The sequence below is a fragment of the Vibrio sp. FE10 genome, from assembly GCF_030297155.1.
Taxonomy (GTDB): Bacteria; Pseudomonadota; Gammaproteobacteria; order Enterobacterales; family Vibrionaceae; genus Vibrio; species Vibrio apostichopi.
Genome location: NZ_AP028067.1, coordinates 1,938,496 through 1,955,404, shown reverse-complemented (window position 1 = coordinate 1,955,404; position 16,909 = coordinate 1,938,496). Strand labels below are relative to the sequence as shown.

Here is a 16,909-nt window from a genome sequence, read left to right as displayed (position 1 = left end):
ATATCAAATAGTGAAAGATTGTTATGATTTCTGAAAAGCCTGTGACGAAACGTGTTCAGTCTGGTGGCTGTGCAATCCACTGCCAGGATTGTAGTATTAGCCAGCTCTGTATCCCATTTACTTTGAATGAATCTGAACTCGATCAACTTGATCAGATCATTGAGAGAAAAAAGCCTATTCAAAAAGGCCAAGAGTTATTTAAAGCCGGTGACGAGCTTAAATCTCTGTATGCTATTCGCTCTGGAACGATCAAGAGTTACACGATTACTGAGCAAGGTGATGAGCAGATTACTGCATTCCACCTTGCGGGTGATCTTGTTGGCTTTGATGCGATCACGGGTGACGAACACCCTAGTTTCGCACAAGCACTTGAAACTTCTATGGTGTGTGAAATTCCATACGAGATCCTTGATGACTTATCAGGCAAAATGCCTAAATTGCGTCAGCAAATTATGCGTCTGATGAGTAACGAGATTAAAGGTGACCAAGAAATGATTCTGCTTCTTTCTAAAAAGAACGCGGAAGAACGTCTTGCTGCATTCCTTTACAACCTTTCTACTCGCTTCTCTCAACGTGGCTTTAGCCCAAGAGAGTTCCGCTTAACGATGACTCGTGGCGACATTGGTAACTACCTTGGTTTGACTGTTGAAACAATCAGCCGTCTATTAGGTCGCTTCCAAAAAGCAGACATCTTGAGTGTTAAAGGCAAATACATCACTATCGAAGATCACGATGCTCTGATGGAACTTGCTGGCGTTTCAAAAGAATAGTTTAGATATCAATGATGTAGTTCAATAATGAGCTACATCATGTTTCTCCCCTAAAACCTCTTATATTTCTCTTAATCTCTCCATAACTACGCTACATTATTTATATGTTCGGTCTGAAAAGTAGGCTTAGTTATGAGTATCTATAACAAAATTTTAGTTGTCGCAGACATTAATCACGATGAGCAACCTGCTCTAGTTCGTGCTATCCAACTTGCAAAGAAAAGCACCTCAACAAGCCACATCACTTTCTTTTTGTCGATATACGATTTCTCGTATGAGATGACATCAATGCTCTCTGTTGATGAAAGAGACGCAATGCGTAAAGGCGTGATTCATCAACGCGAAATTTGGATGAATAAAGTCGCAGAACCTTACCTTGATGATTCTATTGAATTTAACGTTCAAGTGGTTTGGCATAACCGTCCTTATGAAGCGATCATCGCTGAAGTATACAGCGGTGGGCATGAGATCCTGATTAAAGGTACGCGTAAGCACGATACCTTAGAGTCTGTGATTTTCACTCCTACAGACTGGCATCTGTTGAGAAAGTGCCCTAGCCCTGTGCTCTTAGTTAAAAATGATTTCTGGCCTGATAATGCGAAGATTTTTGCTTCGGTACACGTCGGCTCTGAAACAGAAGCTCACATCGAGCTGAACGATACAATGGTTGATAGATTGCTTGAGATTACGGGTCGTTTGGATGCTGAACCTTTCTTGGTTAATGCTTATCCTGTAACGCCTGCGAATATCACTATTGAGTTGCCAGAGTTCGATCCTACGTCTTACACTGACGCCGTTCGTGGTCACCACTTAACGGGAATGAAAGCACTTCGTCAAAAGCACGGTATGTGTGAAGAACAGACGATCGTTGAGCAAGGCTTGCCAGAAGATGTGATTCCACGAGTCGCGTCTGAAAACAGCGCCGCTATGGTGATTTTAGGAACCACAGGTCGTACTGGCTTGTCTGCTGTATTTATTGGTAATACCGCTGAGCACGTTATCGATAAGATTAATTGTGATGTCCTGGCGCTTAAACCGTCTGGTTATGTGAGCCCTCTCGATCCTAACCTTGCTAAAGGTTAAGTTGAGTTAAAAAGTTAAGTGAGTTAAAAGTTTAAACGGATAGAAAGGCTAAATGCCTTAAAACAGTAATCTCAATATGTACTTCAATCTACATATTTAACTCATAAAAAAAACGCCTTAAGCATTGATTGCTTGAGGCGTTTTTATTTATCTAGATGTTATAGCAATTCTATGACGAATAAGGCTTAAACGTTGGTTACATCGATGTACAAAGACTCATCGATGTTTGACGACGAGATTTCAGCTTCTTCGAATTCGTATGCTTTGCGTTCTTCAGTACGGTCTAACGGTAAGTTAATGAAATCAAACAACTCACGATCTGCCAATTGGCTCGGGCTCACGTTCTGAATTGACTTGAAGACCTTCTCAACACGTCCTGGAGTCTGTTTATCCCAATCAATTAGCATCGCTTTGATGTTTTGACGCTGTAGGTTTTCTTGAGAACCACACAGATTACATGGAATGATCGGAAACTCTTTGTGCTCTGCGTATTTGATGAGGTCAGTTTCGCGGCAGTAAGTCAGAGGACGGATTACAACGTTACGACCATCGTCAGAGCGAAGCTTAGGCGGCATAGCCTTAAGGCGAGCACCGTGGAACATGTTTAGGAACATAGTCTCAACAATGTCGTCTAGGTGGTGACCTAGAGCAATCTTCGTTGCGCCAATCTTCTCTGCAAACGAGTACAAAGTACCGCGACGCAGACGTGAACAAAGGCCACATGTCGTCTTACCTTCTGGCACTTTTTCTTTTACTACTGAGTACGTATCTTTATCTACGATGTAGTAAGGAATGTTCAGAGTTTCAAAGTACTCAGGAAGAATATGTTCAGGGAAGCCCGGTTGTTTCTGATCTAGGTTTACTGCCACTACATCAAATTTGATGGGTGCTGCTTCACGTAAACGTAGCAAAATGTCTAGCATCGCAAATGAATCTTTACCGCCACTAATGCACGCCATTACTACATCATTCTCTTCGATCATGTTGTAGTCGACGATGGCATTCCCAACATTTCTTCTTAGAAGTTTCTGAAGCTTGTTGAATTCAAGTGTATCTTTTTTATTTTCGTTTTGGTTCATTGCGACTCTCACACCGTCGTATTACCGACTGTAGATTGCTAGTGGGACTGTTTTAGGGCGTGGATTATACGGATTTTTATTTAAGGTTGAAACAGTAACTGCAGGATAAACAAGCGGAGCAGGAGAAAGATTCTGTCATATCATGCGTTCTGCCTTCTAATGGTGAGAAAACACGTCGTAATAAGAGGTAAGAACCAATGATGAGAAGCTGTTGAGATCTGTGGTTTGGCAAGATCAAAGGTCTTAGGTTTAAGACTATAAATAAAAACAGCCTGTTCAAAGAAGAGCAGGCTGTTTAGTAAAATCTTAAGCTGAAGCGAAACAAAGAGCTTCAGACTGACCGCTATTGTGCTGGGATGTAAGGCAAAACACGAACAGTAGCTTCTGGTAACGTGATGCTGTCACTTCCATTGAGCTCAGCTAGCGTGAATTTCGCGCGCCCTTCTTCAATTGGGATTTGCTTACCGTTAGACAGAGCAATGTTGCCTTCAAGCTTATTATCAAACTCCAACGTTAAGCCTTGGATATCGGGTGTGATCCAGCTAGAGAACATGCCGCTTACGTCTTCTAGCATCGCTTGCATCTGCGGTAACAGGCTTTCTAGCTGTGCAACTTCAACCGTTCCAGCCAAAGGTTCCTGAGTCATTACGACCAGCGAATACGCACACTCTTGTTCTTGTGTTTGTACAAAGATAAGAGGATTAGCTGAACGTAGGTTTTGATCGACAGGTAGAAGCAGTTCACTGGCTGGAGAGACTTTTAGCTCTTCATAATGTTCTTCCTTCTCCATCCACGCTTTGCTGATGTGACAGATTGTTTGAGCTTGTTGATCCACAAAGAAGACCGCAACTTTGACGTCATCATGCCCTTCTTTGGTGTTGTTTTTAAGCTGTGTGTAGAGCTTGGAATACGTGAACATGTATTCTTGAGCTGAAGCTGGAAGAGAAACCCCAAGGCTGAGTGAGGCTAATAGAGCGAGTACTGTCTTTTTCATTATTATAATCTTGTCGAAGTTGAGCGTTCATAATTAAAAAGAGCAGCCATTAGCTGCTCTTTGTGTGATGCCGTTTGGATAATAACTTACTTTCGAGGTTAACCAAACTGAGACCAAATCGAGTTACTTTTTCCAGTATACATCGTTGTGACGGATCATGGCTTGTAAATCAGTCACATAGTCTGAACCTCGCTCAGAATATTTTAGTAAGCCATTGGTAAGCTCTGTCGCAGATGCGGTTGTTAGCAAATCGTCGCCCTGTGCCGCCAGTTTTGCTCGAATCGCTCTTAAATCGGCATAAGCACGATTACGGTTCAGGTTCATGAAGTAACGATGAACGGATTCTTGGCTTGAAGAGAATGTAGCTACTTCATGCGAACTGCCTTCGTTACGTTGTAGCGGAACCAGACCACAACCTTTGGTATAACACCAGTGTCCGAAGTAGTTGTTGGCTTTGGTTGCGAAGCGCGATGTACCCCAAGCCGACTCGTTAGCAGCTTGAGTCAATACAAGCGCCTCTGGCAGTACGTTAACGCGACTAAGCATTTCCGTGAGCCAAGCTTGATCTAGTCCTGAAGATGGCACTGGCAAGCTGTACAGCTTCCCTAGCCTTTTCGCGTACGACACATCTTCCGAATCAACGTTCGCAATACCTGCTTGAGAGATCTTGGTCAAAAACGCACGCTCTTTGGTAATTCGTTTGTTTTCGATGTTGATGCTAGGACGAAGGTAAGAAAAGAAGGTCTCTTTTTTCTCGTTCACATCTTCAATGGCAGCAAAGTTGGGGCGATCTGAAGCCACGGTCAAATCACCAAACTCACTAGATGTGTTTGAACTTTGCTCTGCTGAGCGTCGGCGCTCTTCTTCTTGGTAAATGTACGGGCCAACCAGTGAGATAGAACCCACGATCGCCAGTGCCGTTACCTTGAGCGCAAGAGATTTACTTGCGCTGCCTTTAACGTTATTACGCATCGAACACCTGAGGGTTTTTATTGTTGTTGCCGTCGTTACTGTTATTGTCGCCATTGCTGCTGTCGTTATTATCGTCATCACTATTTGGTCGATCTGACGCAATAACTTTTAACTTAATACCAAACATTTCGCGGTAAAGAATGCCTTTCACGTGGAAGAAGAATGGTAGAACGAATATCAAGCCAATGCCGTACATCATCGCAGCGACGATAAACATCAGCATCACCGCTAAGTAAATAGACGCAACGGTGAAGATTTTCTTGTTTACCGCTCGTAGTGAAAGCAACAGCGATTGCATTGGTGGAACTTTCTTATCACAAATCAATAGGATTGAATGGCTGAAAGCCAGTGAAAAATAGATAGAAAGAAACGGTAACAGCATTCCTGCAATACCTTGCAGCATTAAGCTGAACAGAGTCACCAAGATAACTGGCACGGTAAATTGTAGCCCTTTACTAATATGACGAGTCTTGGTGTGCAAACCTGCAGCGTGGCTCATTGCCATTAGGCTGATGCCCGCATAAATAGGTGCACTCACCACTTCGTAGCTAAAGTTAGCAATGAAAATAGATTCAACGATCTGTGGCGTAAATGCCTCAGGGTCGATAACGGCATCTAAGATGACTGCCGGATCACCAAGCTGTAATTTCAATGCGATATAAAAAATAGCCAGTTGCACGAACATCAATGCAACGATCGCAGGAGAAAACGAAAGAAAGTGACTTACCGTATGTTTCCATGCTTCTTGGAATACAGCCGTTGCTTTGAGCTCATAATCGCCGGAAAGTGCACGGTCGATACTACCGCCCAAATTAAAATCTTTTTCGATGTCGTTGTTCATATTGATACCTAGGTGTACTCAATTGCTTGAAGCCACCTAACTTATTGATAAAAAATTACCTTCATTATACTCATATGTCGGGAACAAACTAAAATATGAATCTGTAACAAGGCTTGCTTTTGCGTCTTAATGGTTAATAATTAGACACTTATTAGGGTGTAAACCCAATAAATAACAGTATGGTAAAGGATGTTTACTTTTACCTGCGAAATTTTTTATCTTCGAAAGGTAAAAAATGCTTTGAATTCACGTTTTTGGTGATTATCATGCGCGCCTTAAAAGTGTATAGCAACAGGTCTCAAATAGAACCAAGGTGGAGAAAAACAGACGTTGAACGCTAAAAAATCAGTAGGAAAGCCAGTCGTACAGTTAACTGGCATTAGTAAAAGTTTCGATGGTAAGGAAGTCATCGGCAATCTTGATCTAAACGTAAATCATGGTGAGTTTCTCACGATATTAGGCCCGTCCGGTTGTGGTAAAACCACGGTACTAAGAATGATTGCAGGGTTTGAAACGGCAGATAGTGGTGAAATACTATTAGCCCAACAGAATGTAACCCAAGTTCCTGCTGAACAAAGGCATGTTAACACTGTATTCCAAAGCTATGCCCTATTCCCACATATGACCGTTTTCGACAATGTGGCATTTGGTTTACGCATGCAGAAAGTACCAAACACTGAGATTGAACCTCGTGTAATGGATGCTTTAAAAATGGTGCGCCTAGAACAAATGGCACAACGAAAGCCACACCAGCTATCTGGTGGCCAACAGCAACGTATCGCAATCGCTCGTGCTGTCGTTAATAAGCCTAAAGTTCTTTTGTTGGATGAGTCTCTATCTGCTCTTGATTACAAACTACGTAAACAAATGCAAATCGAACTTAAACAACTGCAACGCCAACTTGGTATCACGTTCATTTTTGTAACGCATGACCAAGAAGAAGCATTGTCCATGTCTGATCGTATTATTGTTATGCGTGATGGCGTGATTGAACAAGACGGAACGCCAAGAGAAATCTACGAAGAGCCTAAGAACCTGTTTGTTGCTCGTTTCATTGGTGAAATTAACGTATTCGAAGCGACAGCGAAATCTCGTCAAGATGAAAAGCGCATTGTTGCGACAATCGAAGGTGAAGAGTCAATTATCTATCACGATAAAGACGTAGCACCGGGCCAAAAACTGCAAGTACTACTTCGCCCTGAAGATCTTCGTATCGAAGAAATTAAAGAGTCGGATCAAAGCGGTATTGTCGGCCACATTGTCGAGCGAACCTACAAAGGCATGACATTAGATTCAGTCGTAGAACTTGAATCTGGTATGCGTGTCATGGTTAGCGAATTCTTCAACGAAGATGACCCTGATGTTGATCACTCACTGGGCCAAAAAGTTGCAGTAACTTGGGTTGAGAGCTGGGAAGTGGTGTTAGAAGATGAGCAAGAAGTTTAATTTACAAAACGCGATTGTTGCTTTAATCACAGGTTGGTTAGTGCTGTTCGTGATGATTCCAAACATCATGATCATCGGTACTAGCTTTCTAACTCGTGATGAAGCGAACTTGATCGAGATGACCTTCACTCTCGATAACTACTTGCGTTTGGCTGATCCGCTGTATTTTAAAGTGCTGATGCACTCTTTCTATATGGCGATTGTCGCAACCCTACTTTGTTTAATTATTGGTTACCCGTTCGCCTACATCGTGGCAAAAATGCCAGCGAAATGGCGTCCAATCATGTTGTTTCTAGTGATTGTGCCATTTTGGACAAACTCTTTGATTCGTACTTACGGATTAAAAGTGGTTCTGGGTACTCAAGGTGTGTTGAACAAAGGCTTGTTGGCGTTAGACATTATCGATAAGCCACTTCGTATTATGTATTCAGAAACGGCAGTAATGATCGGTTTAGTGTATATCCTACTTCCGTTCATGATTTTGCCGTTGTATTCAGCAATTGAAAAGCTAGACGATACTTATTTAGAAGCGGCTAAAGACTTAGGTGCGAACAAACTTCAAACGTTATTGAAGGTTGTTTTACCCCTAACAATGCCAGGCATTATCGGCGGTTGCTTACTTGTATTGCTCCCTGCGCTTGGAATGTTCTACATTTCAGACTTGTTGGGCGGCGCTAAGAACCTATTGATCGGTAACGTGATTAAGAGCCAAGTGCTCAACGCTCGAGACTGGCCGTTTGGCGCGGCAACCAGTATTGCACTGACCACTGCTATGGCCGTGATGCTTTATGCCTACTACCGTGCAGGCAAGTTATTGAATAAGAAAGTGGAGCTAGACTAATGGGTCGCACAGTTAAGTTCAGCTTTATGGCGCTGGTATACGCTTTTCTATACCTACCTATTATCGTATTGATTGCAAACTCATTTAATGCCAATAAATTCGGCATGAAATGGGGTGGCTTTACCACTAAGTGGTATGACGCGCTGATTAACAACGACAGCCTAATGCAGGCTGCGTGGCATTCGATCAACGTCGCGGTGTTCTCTGCAACTGCCGCAACGATTGTCGGAAGCCTGACTGCCGTTGCCCTATTCCGTTACCAATTTAAAGGTAAAGGCATCGTCAATGGCATGTTGTTCATCGTGATGATGTCGCCAGATATCGTAATGGCGATTTCGCTTCTTGCGCTATTCTTGGTAATGGGTGTGCAACTTGGGTTCTTTACCCTACTTGCAGCGCACATTACTTTCTGTCTGCCGTTCGTTGTTGTCACGGTCTACAGTCGCTTGAATGGCTTTGATGTCAAGATGCTAGAAGCCGCAAAAGATTTAGGTGCAAGTGAATGGACGATTCTAAAACAGATCATCCTTCCTCTGGCTAAGCCAGCGGTGGCTGCGGGTTGGTTATTGAGCTTCACACTGTCTTTGGACGATGTGATCATCAGCTCTTTCGTAACGGGTCCAACCTATGAAATCTTGCCACTGAAGATCTACTCGATGGTTAAAGTCGGAATATCTCCAGAGGTCAACGCCCTAGCAACAGTGATGTTAGTGGTGTCATTAATACTGGTGATTATTTCTCAGTTATTAGCGAGAGAGAAAATCAAGTAAGTCTCCTACTCTTTACTGAGACAGACTTGATAAGATTCAAGTTTAACAACAGTGTTATTCATAAACAGAATGGTAAATTGCCATTCTGTTTTTCTATCTAGTGCCTTCGGGCAACGTTTAGTTTGGAGCTAACGTCAATGAAAAAATGGGCTACTCTATTAGCTGGTAGTGCATGTGCGCTTTCAATGTTATCTGCACCATCGTTTGCAAAAGATAACAAAGAATTGGTATTCATGAACTGGGGACCTTACATCAACAGTGAGATCTTAGAACAGTTCACGGATGAAACTGGCATCAAAGTGATTTACTCGACTTACGAGTCGAATGAAACTTTGTACGCAAAATTGAAAACGCACAATAAAGGTTACGACCTTGTGGTTCCTTCAACCTACTTCGTGTCTAAAATGCGCGACGAAGGCATGCTTCAAAAGATCGACAAAACCAAGCTAAACAATTTTGCGAATCTAGATACAAACTACCTAGATAAGCCATATGATCCGAGCAACGACTACTCCATTCCACATGTTGTCGCTATTACGGGCCTGGCTGTTAACACAGACATGTACGATCCAGAAGATTTCCAAAGCTGGGCTGATCTATGGAAGCCAGAGCTTGAAGGTCAGCTGATGATGATGGACGACACGCGTGAAGTGTTCCACATCGCACTGCGTAAGTTAGGTTACTCAGGTAACACGACTAACGAGAAAGAAATCGACGAAGCCTACGCTGAGCTGCGCAAGCTGATGCCAAACGTTCTTGTGTTTAACTCAGATAACCCTGGCGCACCATACATGTCTGGTGAAGTGGGTCTTGGTATGCTTTGGAACGGTTCTGCTGCTGCAGCGCAAAATGAAGGTCTGCCGATTAAACTGGTTTTCCCTAAAGAAGGCGGCATCGGTTGGGTTGATAACTTTGCCATCAGTTCTGGCGCAGTAAACGTAGAAGCGGCTCATAAGATGATCGACTTCCTACTTCGCCCAGAAATCGCAGAGCAAATTTCTCGCGACACAGGTTATCTAACGGCAGTCAAAGCGTCTAATGAGAAGTTCAAAGACAGCCCTGCTCTGTTCCCGTCGCAAGAAGATCTTGACCGTGTTGAATGGCAAGCTGCGGTTGGCGATAAGACAGTGAAGTACGAAGATTACTTCATGAAGCTTAAAGCCGGTCAGTAAGCGAGTTCTTTATCTAATTGCTCTGGTCAACAGACGCTAATAAGTAACTGGTTTACTTAACAACCTCAGTTAGATAATCAACACGTTAAAAATAAGAATATCAATGAATAGGCAGCTTAGGCTGCCTATTTTGTTATATCACTGCTATAATCTAGCGCGATTTTTAGAAATCCATTTACTTTGGGTTCACTACCCAGCTCCAAATCAAACAAATGAACGGAACAGTAATGAAAAAAACACTGTATACCGGCGCATTGTGTGCTGCTACTTTACTTTCTACACCCTCTTTCGCAGCTGACCAAGAACTGTATTTTTACAACTGGTCTGAATATATTCCAAATGAAGTGTTAGAAGACTTCACAGAAGAGACTGGCATTAAAGTCTACTACTCAACTTATGAGTCTAACGAAAGCATGTACGCTAAGTTAAAAACTCAAGGTACGGGTTACGACTTAGTGGTTCCTTCTACTTACTTCGTTTCTAAGATGCGTAAAGAAGGCATGCTTCAAGAGCTTGATAAAACTAAGCTAAGCCACTTTGCTGATTTGGATCCAAATTACTTAGATAAGCCATTTGACCCAAACAACAACTACTCGATCCCATACATCTGGGGCGCAACGGGTATTGGTATCAACTCAGATATGCTAGACAAGTCTTCAGTTAAAAACTGGGGCGATCTGTGGGATACACAGTGGGAAGGTCAACTGATGATGATGGATGACTCTCGTGAGGTTTTCCATATCGCACTGTCTAAACTGGGTTATTCTCCAAACACAACGAACCCTGAAGAAATCAAAGAAGCGTACGAAGAACTTCGTAAGCTGATGCCAAACGTATTGGTATTTAACTCAGATTTCCCAGCAAACCCTTACCTAGCGGGTGAAGTGTCTCTTGGTATGCTTTGGAATGGCTCTGCTTACATGGCACGCCAAGAAGGCGCGACGATTGACATCATCTGGCCAGAGACAGGCGCTATCTTCTGGATGGACAGCCTAGCGATTCCAGCAGGTGCTAAGAACACTGAAGCGGCACATAAGATGATCGACTTCCTTCTTCGCCCTGAAAACGCAGCTAAGATTGCTCTAGAGATCGGTTACCCGACGCCAGTTAAAACGGCTTACCCTCTTCTTCCTAAAGAATTTGCTGAAGATAAGAACGTTTTCCCACCACAATCAGTGATGGATAACGGCGTTTGGCAAGATGAAGTTGGCGAAGCGAGCGTTATTTATGACGAGTACTTCCAAAAACTTAAAGTAAACAACTAGATTGTTACTGACAGGTTAATAAAGCGGCGTAAGCCGCTTTATTTTTATCTATACTTTATATAGGATGGCATTAAACGACATGGAGTGCGTTATAATATGCCAGCGAACCCGATATTATTGGTTGTGACTCTGATGCTTCTTGCGTCTTTCTTGATGCTCGGCCTGAGTTCATTCATCCACATAGACTCTAATTACGACCTGTTTTTCGAAACAAACACCCTCGTGATTACTATGTACATCTACTACGTTGCTCGTCATGCCATTCGCCCTCATAAAATCCTTCGCTACGGGGCTATATTGCTTATTTTCAACCTATTTTATGATGTGACCACAGAACTCAAACATCTCGATGAATGGGCAGACAGAAACGAACTACTCGACACCTTTCTTGAAGATGGCTTATTGCAAATAGCCTTCCTACTTATTGCCTACGGCATTACTGAGCTGACCACTCAATTAAAAGACCAAAGTAAGCAAGATGAGCTGACAGGTTTGTATAACCGTAAGAAGTTCGATGCAATCAAATTGAAAGAATTCGAACTCATCTATTTCGATTTGGATGGGTTAAAAACGGTGAATGATCGTAAAGGCCATAAAGTCGGAGATCTGATGATCGTTCGCTTCTCTCAGGCATTAAGCCAAGCGGTATTAGAAGATGAAATGGTGTTTCGTGTTGGCGGCGATGAGTTTGTCGCAACGGCGCAGCTGGGTCGTGGTGGTGAGTTCGTCAGCCAAGTTAACAACCTACTTCACGGTGAAAACATCTCTTTTTCTTACGGCATCGAAGTCACTTGTCAGGATAACTTTCAACAGGCGCTGGATAAGTCAGATAAGGCTATGTATGAAATGAAAAAAGCGCAGCGTTCTGTTTCAACTAGCTCTTAATCTTCAGTGAAATGAGATTTTAACAGGCTGCGATTTACTTATATGAACAAAACTCTTCATGAACAAAAAAGCAAACACCTATCTGACTTGCTTGGTTGCAGTCGGACACGTATTTGCCTTGTTAGCTAAGCTTGAGCAAAAGCGTTATGACAAGTTTAAGCGGTCAAAGAACCTTTCTCTACAGACAACAGCTCACCGACTAATTTCGGCACTTCAATACTGGCTTTACCGTAGCGTTTCTCTTCAAATTCGCTCTCAACCGCACTCGGTTCGAGATTGATTTCAATTGTATGTGCGCCATGCATTCTAGCGTCATGTACAAAACCGGCTGCTGGATAAACCACACCTGACGTACCGATCGAGATGAACAAATCCGCTTCTTCTAACGCTGAATAGATGTCGCCCATTCTTAGTGGCATTTCGCCAAACCAAACAATATGAGGACGCATTTGAGCGGGGATCTGGCAGCAATGACAAAGCTCACCGGTTTCGATATTGTCTTTATGCTCGATAACTTGATTGGATTCGCTGCATCGCGCTTTTAATAGTTCGCCATGCATGTGGATGATATTGCTACTACCACCGCGCTCATGCAGGTTGTCGATGTTTTGAGTGATGATTGTAACTTTGCCATCTAGTTTGTCTTCAAGCTCTCCTAACGCCTTATGGGCTGAATTTGGCAGGATGCTTTCGCTTTGTAAGCCATGACGACGTTTATTGTAGAACTCTTGCACCAAATCTGGATCTTTTGCAAAACCCTCAGGTGTTGCGACATCTTCGATTTTATGGTTTTCCCACAATCCATCTTGCGCTCGAAATGTTTGTATCCCCGACTCCGCTGAGATTCCGGCACCAGTAAGAATTACGATATTTCTGTATGGGAAATGCATATAACGTCCTTTTAGATATGTCACTTGGTAACAGCTTAGCACTGTTCAAATTCCAACAATAGTTTTAGGGATTAGACCATAGTCTTAGCCAACTGAATTCATTGGCTATTTGTGACATAACTCGCTCGATATCAGCAGATTAAGAATGAACAGACACAAAAAAAGCGACCGAAGCCGCTTATTGTTTATCTATTGAACCGTGATCAGTCTTCGTTGATTGATGAGATCTTGTGAATAGCAAGGTCAGCACCGTTGAACTCGTCTTCTTCACTTAAACGTAAGCCTGTTAGTTTACTCAACACACCATAAACAATGAGTGCGCCAACCAAAGCTACAGTGATACCCGCCAAAGTACCGACAACTTGAGCAGCAAAGCTCACGCCCCCTAGCCCCCAGAATGCTTGTTGGCCGAAGATACCCGCTGCAATGCCACCCCAAGCGCCACACACGCCGTGTAGAGGCCACACACCGAGTACATCATCAATCTGTGTTTTGTTTTGCATGTACGTGAACAGGTAAACAAACAGTGCGCCTGCAACACCGCCAGTAATCAAAGCGCCCAATGGATGCATCAAGTCTGAACCTGCACATATCGCCACGAGACCAGCTAAAGGACCATTGTGAATAAAGCCTGGGTCATTTTTACCTGCGACTAAAGCCGCAAGAATACCGCCGACCATTGCCATGAGTGAGTTCATCGCCACGAGACCGCTGATACCATTGATCGCTTGAGCAGACATCACGTTGAATCCAAACCAACCCACACATAAGATCCAAGAACCTAATGCTAAGAAAGGAATATTTGATGGTGCGAAGTTGGTGTGTTTGCCAGCGCGGATACGACCTTTACGCATGCCAAGGAAGTAAACTGCAACCAATGCAATCCAACCGCCAACGCCGTGAACGACAACAGAGCCTGCGAAGTCATGGAATCCGTAACCAAACTGGCCTTCTAGCCACGCTTGGAAGCCAAAGTTACCATTCCAAATGATGCCTTCAAAAAATGGGTAGATGAAACCAACGGTAAACAGTGTCGCAATCAAAATTGGATAGAAACGTGCACGTTCTGCGATACCACCGGATACAATCGCAGGGATTGCTGCGGCAAAGGTCATTAGGAAGAAAAACTTAACCAGTTCATATCCATTCCCTTGCGAGAGCGTTTCTGCGTCGGCAAAAAAGTGCGCGCCGTAAGCGACCCAGTAGCCAATAAAAAAGTAAGCAATAGCGGAGACACCAAAATCCGAGAGGATCTTAACCAGCGCATTGACTTGGTTCTTCTTTCGAACGGTACCGACTTCGAGAAATGCAAAGCCAGCGTGCATCAAGAAGACCATGATGGCGCCGAGTAATAGGAATAAAGTATCTGAACTTTGGGTAAGGGTTTGTACTGCACTATGAACTTGAGTCACCGTTTCACTCATTAAAGCATTCTCCTTCGCTTTATCTGATTTGCACTGATATCGTGCGATTCAATGATGTAATTAATTAAAGACTCAACAGTGAACGCAAGATGTGTTCCAAGTGCGAAGGGTAATTTTCGTGCAACAGGTTTTTACTTTAAGTTATTGATTATTAGATTCTAAATATTCTGGTGCACATTTATGGTTCTTAAAAACCGAAAAATTCACAACGACAATTGCACCAAATAAGGGAGCTGCACCATATTGAAGCGGCCAGCAAGTAGGTTCTAATCTAGAGAACGGCTGACAACTATTTACTGTTTGAGGGACTTAAAAACAAAAAGCCCAGTGAAATGAATCACTGGGCTTTCTTTAGGTATGTCGTTAACGTGTTAGCGTTACAGGTTCGGTCCTGTTGAAGGATTTTGCGGTAAGTTTTGACTTAAACGCTGCATGCCTTGATACATCCGGATAAACCAAACCACAATCGCAACACCACCAAACAGCATGCCTACGTATGGGATGTAGTAAGCAATGTCATCGATAATATGGTTTTGATACCAGTAATCGTTCACACCGATTAACACGCCATTAGAGGTCGCTACCGTTACGATAAGCACGACAAAGAACGTTAAGTTCAAGAAGAACGAGCGAATCAAGCCATAGTAATGCGTATCCACTACTTCACCGTCTTCACCTTTATCTAAACGATAACCTGCGTAGACAATCGCAATCACGCCAGAGATCAGACAAGTAAAGGGTGTGAAGCAGCTTAGGATGTAAGCAACCCAAATACCTTTATGAGGTTTGTTCATTCTTATTCACCCCTTCACTTTTCTCTGTTGCTGCGTTAGCGTTTTCTTCAACGCCGTTTTTCTCTTGTTCCATCACTTCTTTGTACCAAAGGTCATGGTGCTCTTTTGCCCAAGTTTCGTCGACTTCACCGGTTACCATGCCTTCTAGTGCGCCTTCCATACCGAACAAGCCGATGTAGATGTGGAACACGAAACCACAGATAAGGATCAGAGCCGCCAGCATATGAACAAGGTTTGAAAGCTCCATATCACGTCGAGTTTGACCAAAGATTGGGAAGTCCAATACCAAGCCACTGAACGCAACCACAGTACCCACCACAATCAGAAGCCAGAACAGCGCTTTTTCACCCGCGTTCGAGAATTCTGCTGATGGATGAGAACCTTTATGCTTGCCAACCATACCACCCAGTTTCATGAACCACTGGAGATCGACCATCTTGAAGATCGACTTGCGCCACCACTTGATAAGAACAGCCATCAACAGCACATAGAAAATCGGGCCAATGTAATTGTGGTATTGCTTAGCCAGTAGAACAATGAAGCCCCATAGATCCGTTGGGATGTATGGTTTCAAGAAGTGTTTACCGTAAACCAACATTAAACCACTGAATGCCAGTGATAAAAAGGTAAACGCCATGCTCCAGTGCAACGCACGATCGAGTCGAGACCAACGTTTGATCTTACGTCCCGTTCTTGGTGCGCTTAGCATTAGCGGTCCAATCACAACGTACATCAAGGTAACGAAAGCAATACTGCCAAAGATCGCAACAGCGCCGGCTGGCGACATCCACTTCTCTTTCAATATGTACCACGTTTGACCTGGCGTACTGATCAATACACCGTGCTCAGCCGATTGAGAGGTGGTGTAACCTTCCTCACCGTTTCTTACTTGTCGCCAAAAATCAGCGCCAGCAAGTTGTGTGATTTCTCTTTCAGCAGAGCTCGATTGAGTTTGTGATGAGTTCGTCTCAGATGCATGACTCAAAGGAGACAGCATTGTTAGTGCTGCCAACATCGGCAGCACAACAAGGAAGAGACGCTTAAACATTGTAAGCATATGTCTCTCCTAACTAGCTCTTCATCGCATCGTAAGAAAGGTCGTTGCCGTCTGTCCAACCGGCACCTTTCGCACCGCGTTCTACAACACGCTGACGGAAGATATCAGAGACTTGTTCAGCATCACCTGCAAGCAGCGCTTTTGTCGAACAAAGCGAAGCACACATTGGCAGCTTGCCTTCAGCAATACGGTTCGCACCGTACTTCTGACGCTCTTCCACAGAACCCGGCTCTGTTTCTGGGCCGCCAGCACAGAAGGTACATTTGTCCATCTTACCGCGCTCACCAAATGCTTCCTGTTTAGGGAATTGAGGTGCGCCAAACGGACAAGCAAACAAGCAGTAACCACAACCGATACATAGATCTTTATTGTGAAGTACGATGCCATCTTCTGTATGTTCAAAACAGTCTGCTGGGCAAACTGCCATACAAGGTGCATCAGTACAGTGCATACATGCTACTGAGATAGAGTTTTCGCCCGGCTCACCATCGTTCAGTGTTACAACGCGGCGACGTTGAATACCCCATTCCAGAGCATCATCATTTTCGTTCTTACATGCAGTGACACAACCGTTACATTCGATACAACGTTTGGTGTCACAAAGAAATTTCATTCTAGCCATTTTA

Annotated in this window: 17 protein-coding genes; 8 read left to right on the top strand and 9 right to left on the bottom strand. The window is 43.5% G+C overall.

Going from position 1 to position 16,909, the window contains the following annotated elements; genetic code table 11:
• Window positions 1-23: 23 nt before the first annotated feature.
• Together fnr and uspE are read left to right on the top strand one after the other, a co-directional pair.
• Entirely contained in the window at window positions 24-770 is a 747-nt protein-coding gene (gene fnr / locus QUF19_RS08960) for a fumarate/nitrate reduction transcriptional regulator Fnr (protein ID WP_004733691.1), read from the top strand.
• Between the two features lie 132 nt (window positions 771-902).
• Window positions 903-1,853, top strand: coding sequence for a universal stress protein UspE (gene uspE, locus QUF19_RS08955; protein WP_102437092.1), 951 nt, complete (start codon window positions 903-905; stop codon window positions 1,851-1,853).
• A gap of 185 nt (window positions 1,854-2,038) precedes the next feature.
• On the opposite strand, the gene ttcA is transcribed toward uspE, so the two are convergent.
• The 4 genes from ttcA to QUF19_RS08935 form a co-directional block, all read right to left on the bottom strand.
• The gene (gene ttcA, locus QUF19_RS08950; RefSeq protein ID WP_029223700.1) at window positions 2,039-2,932 is read right to left on the bottom strand and encodes a tRNA 2-thiocytidine(32) synthetase TtcA; all 894 of its coding nucleotides are present in this window, start codon (window positions 2,930-2,932) and stop codon (window positions 2,039-2,041) included.
• Window positions 2,933-3,275: 343 nt separating this feature from the next.
• Window positions 3,276-3,926, bottom strand: a complete 651-nt coding sequence (locus tag QUF19_RS08945) for a DUF2987 domain-containing protein (RefSeq protein WP_286291406.1) — start codon at window positions 3,924-3,926, stop codon at window positions 3,276-3,278.
• Window positions 3,927-4,049: 123 nt separating this feature from the next.
• Window positions 4,050-4,898, bottom strand: a complete 849-nt coding sequence (locus QUF19_RS08940; protein ID WP_286291404.1) for a glucosaminidase domain-containing protein — start codon at window positions 4,896-4,898, stop codon at window positions 4,050-4,052.
• Window positions 4,891-5,739, bottom strand: coding sequence for a DUF2189 domain-containing protein (locus QUF19_RS08935; RefSeq protein WP_286291402.1), 849 nt, complete (start codon window positions 5,737-5,739; stop codon window positions 4,891-4,893). Before QUF19_RS08935 ends, QUF19_RS08940 begins: the two co-directional genes overlap by 8 nt.
• A 330-nt stretch (window positions 5,740-6,069) precedes the next feature.
• Here QUF19_RS08935 and potA point away from each other — a divergent pair, with 330 nt between their 5' ends.
• The 6 genes from potA (at window position 6,070) to QUF19_RS08905 (ending at window position 12,118) form a co-directional block, all read left to right on the top strand.
• Window positions 6,070-7,185, top strand: a complete 1,116-nt coding sequence (gene potA, locus QUF19_RS08930) for a spermidine/putrescine ABC transporter ATP-binding protein PotA (protein WP_017077234.1) — start codon at window positions 6,070-6,072, stop codon at window positions 7,183-7,185.
• Window positions 7,169-8,026 carry a spermidine/putrescine ABC transporter permease PotB gene (gene potB / locus QUF19_RS08925; RefSeq protein WP_017107109.1) on the top strand — a complete coding sequence of 286 codons (858 nt, stop codon included), beginning with the start codon at window positions 7,169-7,171 and terminating at the stop codon, window positions 8,024-8,026. Before potA ends, potB begins: the two co-directional genes overlap by 17 nt.
• The gene (gene potC, locus QUF19_RS08920; RefSeq protein ID WP_004733706.1) at window positions 8,026-8,796 is read left to right on the top strand and encodes a spermidine/putrescine ABC transporter permease PotC; all 771 of its coding nucleotides are present in this window, start codon (window positions 8,026-8,028) and stop codon (window positions 8,794-8,796) included. The genes potB and potC overlap by 1 nt, the downstream gene beginning before the upstream one ends.
• Window positions 8,797-8,933: 137 nt before the next feature.
• Window positions 8,934-9,968: an extracellular solute-binding protein gene (locus QUF19_RS08915; RefSeq protein WP_286291291.1), complete on the top strand. Its 1,035-nt coding sequence runs from the start codon at window positions 8,934-8,936 to the stop codon at window positions 9,966-9,968.
• Between the two features lie 227 nt (window positions 9,969-10,195).
• Window positions 10,196-11,233, top strand: a complete 1,038-nt coding sequence (locus tag QUF19_RS08910; RefSeq protein ID WP_286291288.1) for an extracellular solute-binding protein — start codon at window positions 10,196-10,198, stop codon at window positions 11,231-11,233.
• 96 nt (window positions 11,234-11,329) lie between these two features.
• The gene (locus tag QUF19_RS08905; protein ID WP_286291285.1) at window positions 11,330-12,118 is read left to right on the top strand and encodes a GGDEF domain-containing protein; all 789 of its coding nucleotides are present in this window, start codon (window positions 11,330-11,332) and stop codon (window positions 12,116-12,118) included.
• Between the two features lie 155 nt (window positions 12,119-12,273).
• On the opposite strand, the gene cobB is transcribed toward QUF19_RS08905, so the two are convergent.
• The 5 genes from cobB to fdh3B all read right to left on the bottom strand — a co-directional run bounded on the left by cobB (window position 12,274) and on the right by fdh3B (window position 16,905).
• Complete coding sequence (gene cobB / locus QUF19_RS08900; RefSeq protein WP_065205195.1) at window positions 12,274-13,008, bottom strand: Sir2 family NAD+-dependent deacetylase; 735 nt, start codon at window positions 13,006-13,008, stop codon at window positions 12,274-12,276.
• A 203-nt stretch (window positions 13,009-13,211) separates the two neighbouring features.
• A complete protein-coding gene (locus QUF19_RS08895) occupies window positions 13,212-14,432 on the bottom strand; it encodes an ammonium transporter (protein ID WP_286291275.1) in 1,221 nt (406 codons plus the stop codon).
• 377 nt (window positions 14,433-14,809) lie between these two features.
• Complete coding sequence (locus tag QUF19_RS08890; protein ID WP_102437111.1) at window positions 14,810-15,226, bottom strand: hypothetical protein; 417 nt, start codon at window positions 15,224-15,226, stop codon at window positions 14,810-14,812.
• Window positions 15,210-16,283 carry a formate dehydrogenase subunit gamma gene (locus QUF19_RS08885; protein ID WP_286291270.1) on the bottom strand — a complete coding sequence of 358 codons (1,074 nt, stop codon included), beginning with the start codon at window positions 16,281-16,283 and terminating at the stop codon, window positions 15,210-15,212. Before QUF19_RS08885 ends, QUF19_RS08890 begins: the two co-directional genes overlap by 17 nt.
• 13 nt (window positions 16,284-16,296) lie before the next feature.
• Window positions 16,297-16,905, bottom strand: a complete 609-nt coding sequence (fdh3B, locus tag QUF19_RS08880; RefSeq protein ID WP_010440854.1) for a formate dehydrogenase FDH3 subunit beta — start codon at window positions 16,903-16,905, stop codon at window positions 16,297-16,299.
• Window positions 16,906-16,909: the final 4 nt, after the last annotated feature.

Coding starts and splice junctions, on each gene's coding strand:
- QUF19_RS08890 (WP_102437111.1), bottom strand. CDS start 15,226: ATGAACAAACCTCATAAAGGTATTTGGGTTGCTTACATCCTAAGCTGC.
- fdh3B (WP_010440854.1), bottom strand. CDS start 16,905: ATGGCTAGAATGAAATTTCTTTGTGACACCAAACGTTGTATCGAATGT.
- QUF19_RS08935 (WP_286291402.1), bottom strand. CDS start 5,739: ATGAACAACGACATCGAAAAAGATTTTAATTTGGGCGGTAGTATCGAC.
- fnr (WP_004733691.1), top strand. CDS start 24: ATGATTTCTGAAAAGCCTGTGACGAAACGTGTTCAGTCTGGTGGCTGT.
- cobB (WP_065205195.1), bottom strand. CDS start 13,008: ATGCATTTCCCATACAGAAATATCGTAATTCTTACTGGTGCCGGAATC.
- potB (WP_017107109.1), top strand. CDS start 7,169: ATGAGCAAGAAGTTTAATTTACAAAACGCGATTGTTGCTTTAATCACA.
- potC (WP_004733706.1), top strand. CDS start 8,026: ATGGGTCGCACAGTTAAGTTCAGCTTTATGGCGCTGGTATACGCTTTT.
- uspE (WP_102437092.1), top strand. CDS start 903: ATGAGTATCTATAACAAAATTTTAGTTGTCGCAGACATTAATCACGAT.
- QUF19_RS08905 (WP_286291285.1), top strand. CDS start 11,330: ATGCCAGCGAACCCGATATTATTGGTTGTGACTCTGATGCTTCTTGCG.
- QUF19_RS08915 (WP_286291291.1), top strand. CDS start 8,934: ATGAAAAAATGGGCTACTCTATTAGCTGGTAGTGCATGTGCGCTTTCA.
- ttcA (WP_029223700.1), bottom strand. CDS start 2,932: ATGAACCAAAACGAAAATAAAAAAGATACACTTGAATTCAACAAGCTT.
- QUF19_RS08910 (WP_286291288.1), top strand. CDS start 10,196: ATGAAAAAAACACTGTATACCGGCGCATTGTGTGCTGCTACTTTACTT.
- QUF19_RS08895 (WP_286291275.1), bottom strand. CDS start 14,432: ATGAGTGAAACGGTGACTCAAGTTCATAGTGCAGTACAAACCCTTACC.
- QUF19_RS08945 (WP_286291406.1), bottom strand. CDS start 3,926: ATGAAAAAGACAGTACTCGCTCTATTAGCCTCACTCAGCCTTGGGGTT.
- QUF19_RS08885 (WP_286291270.1), bottom strand. CDS start 16,283: ATGCTTACAATGTTTAAGCGTCTCTTCCTTGTTGTGCTGCCGATGTTG.
- QUF19_RS08940 (WP_286291404.1), bottom strand. CDS start 4,898: ATGCGTAATAACGTTAAAGGCAGCGCAAGTAAATCTCTTGCGCTCAAG.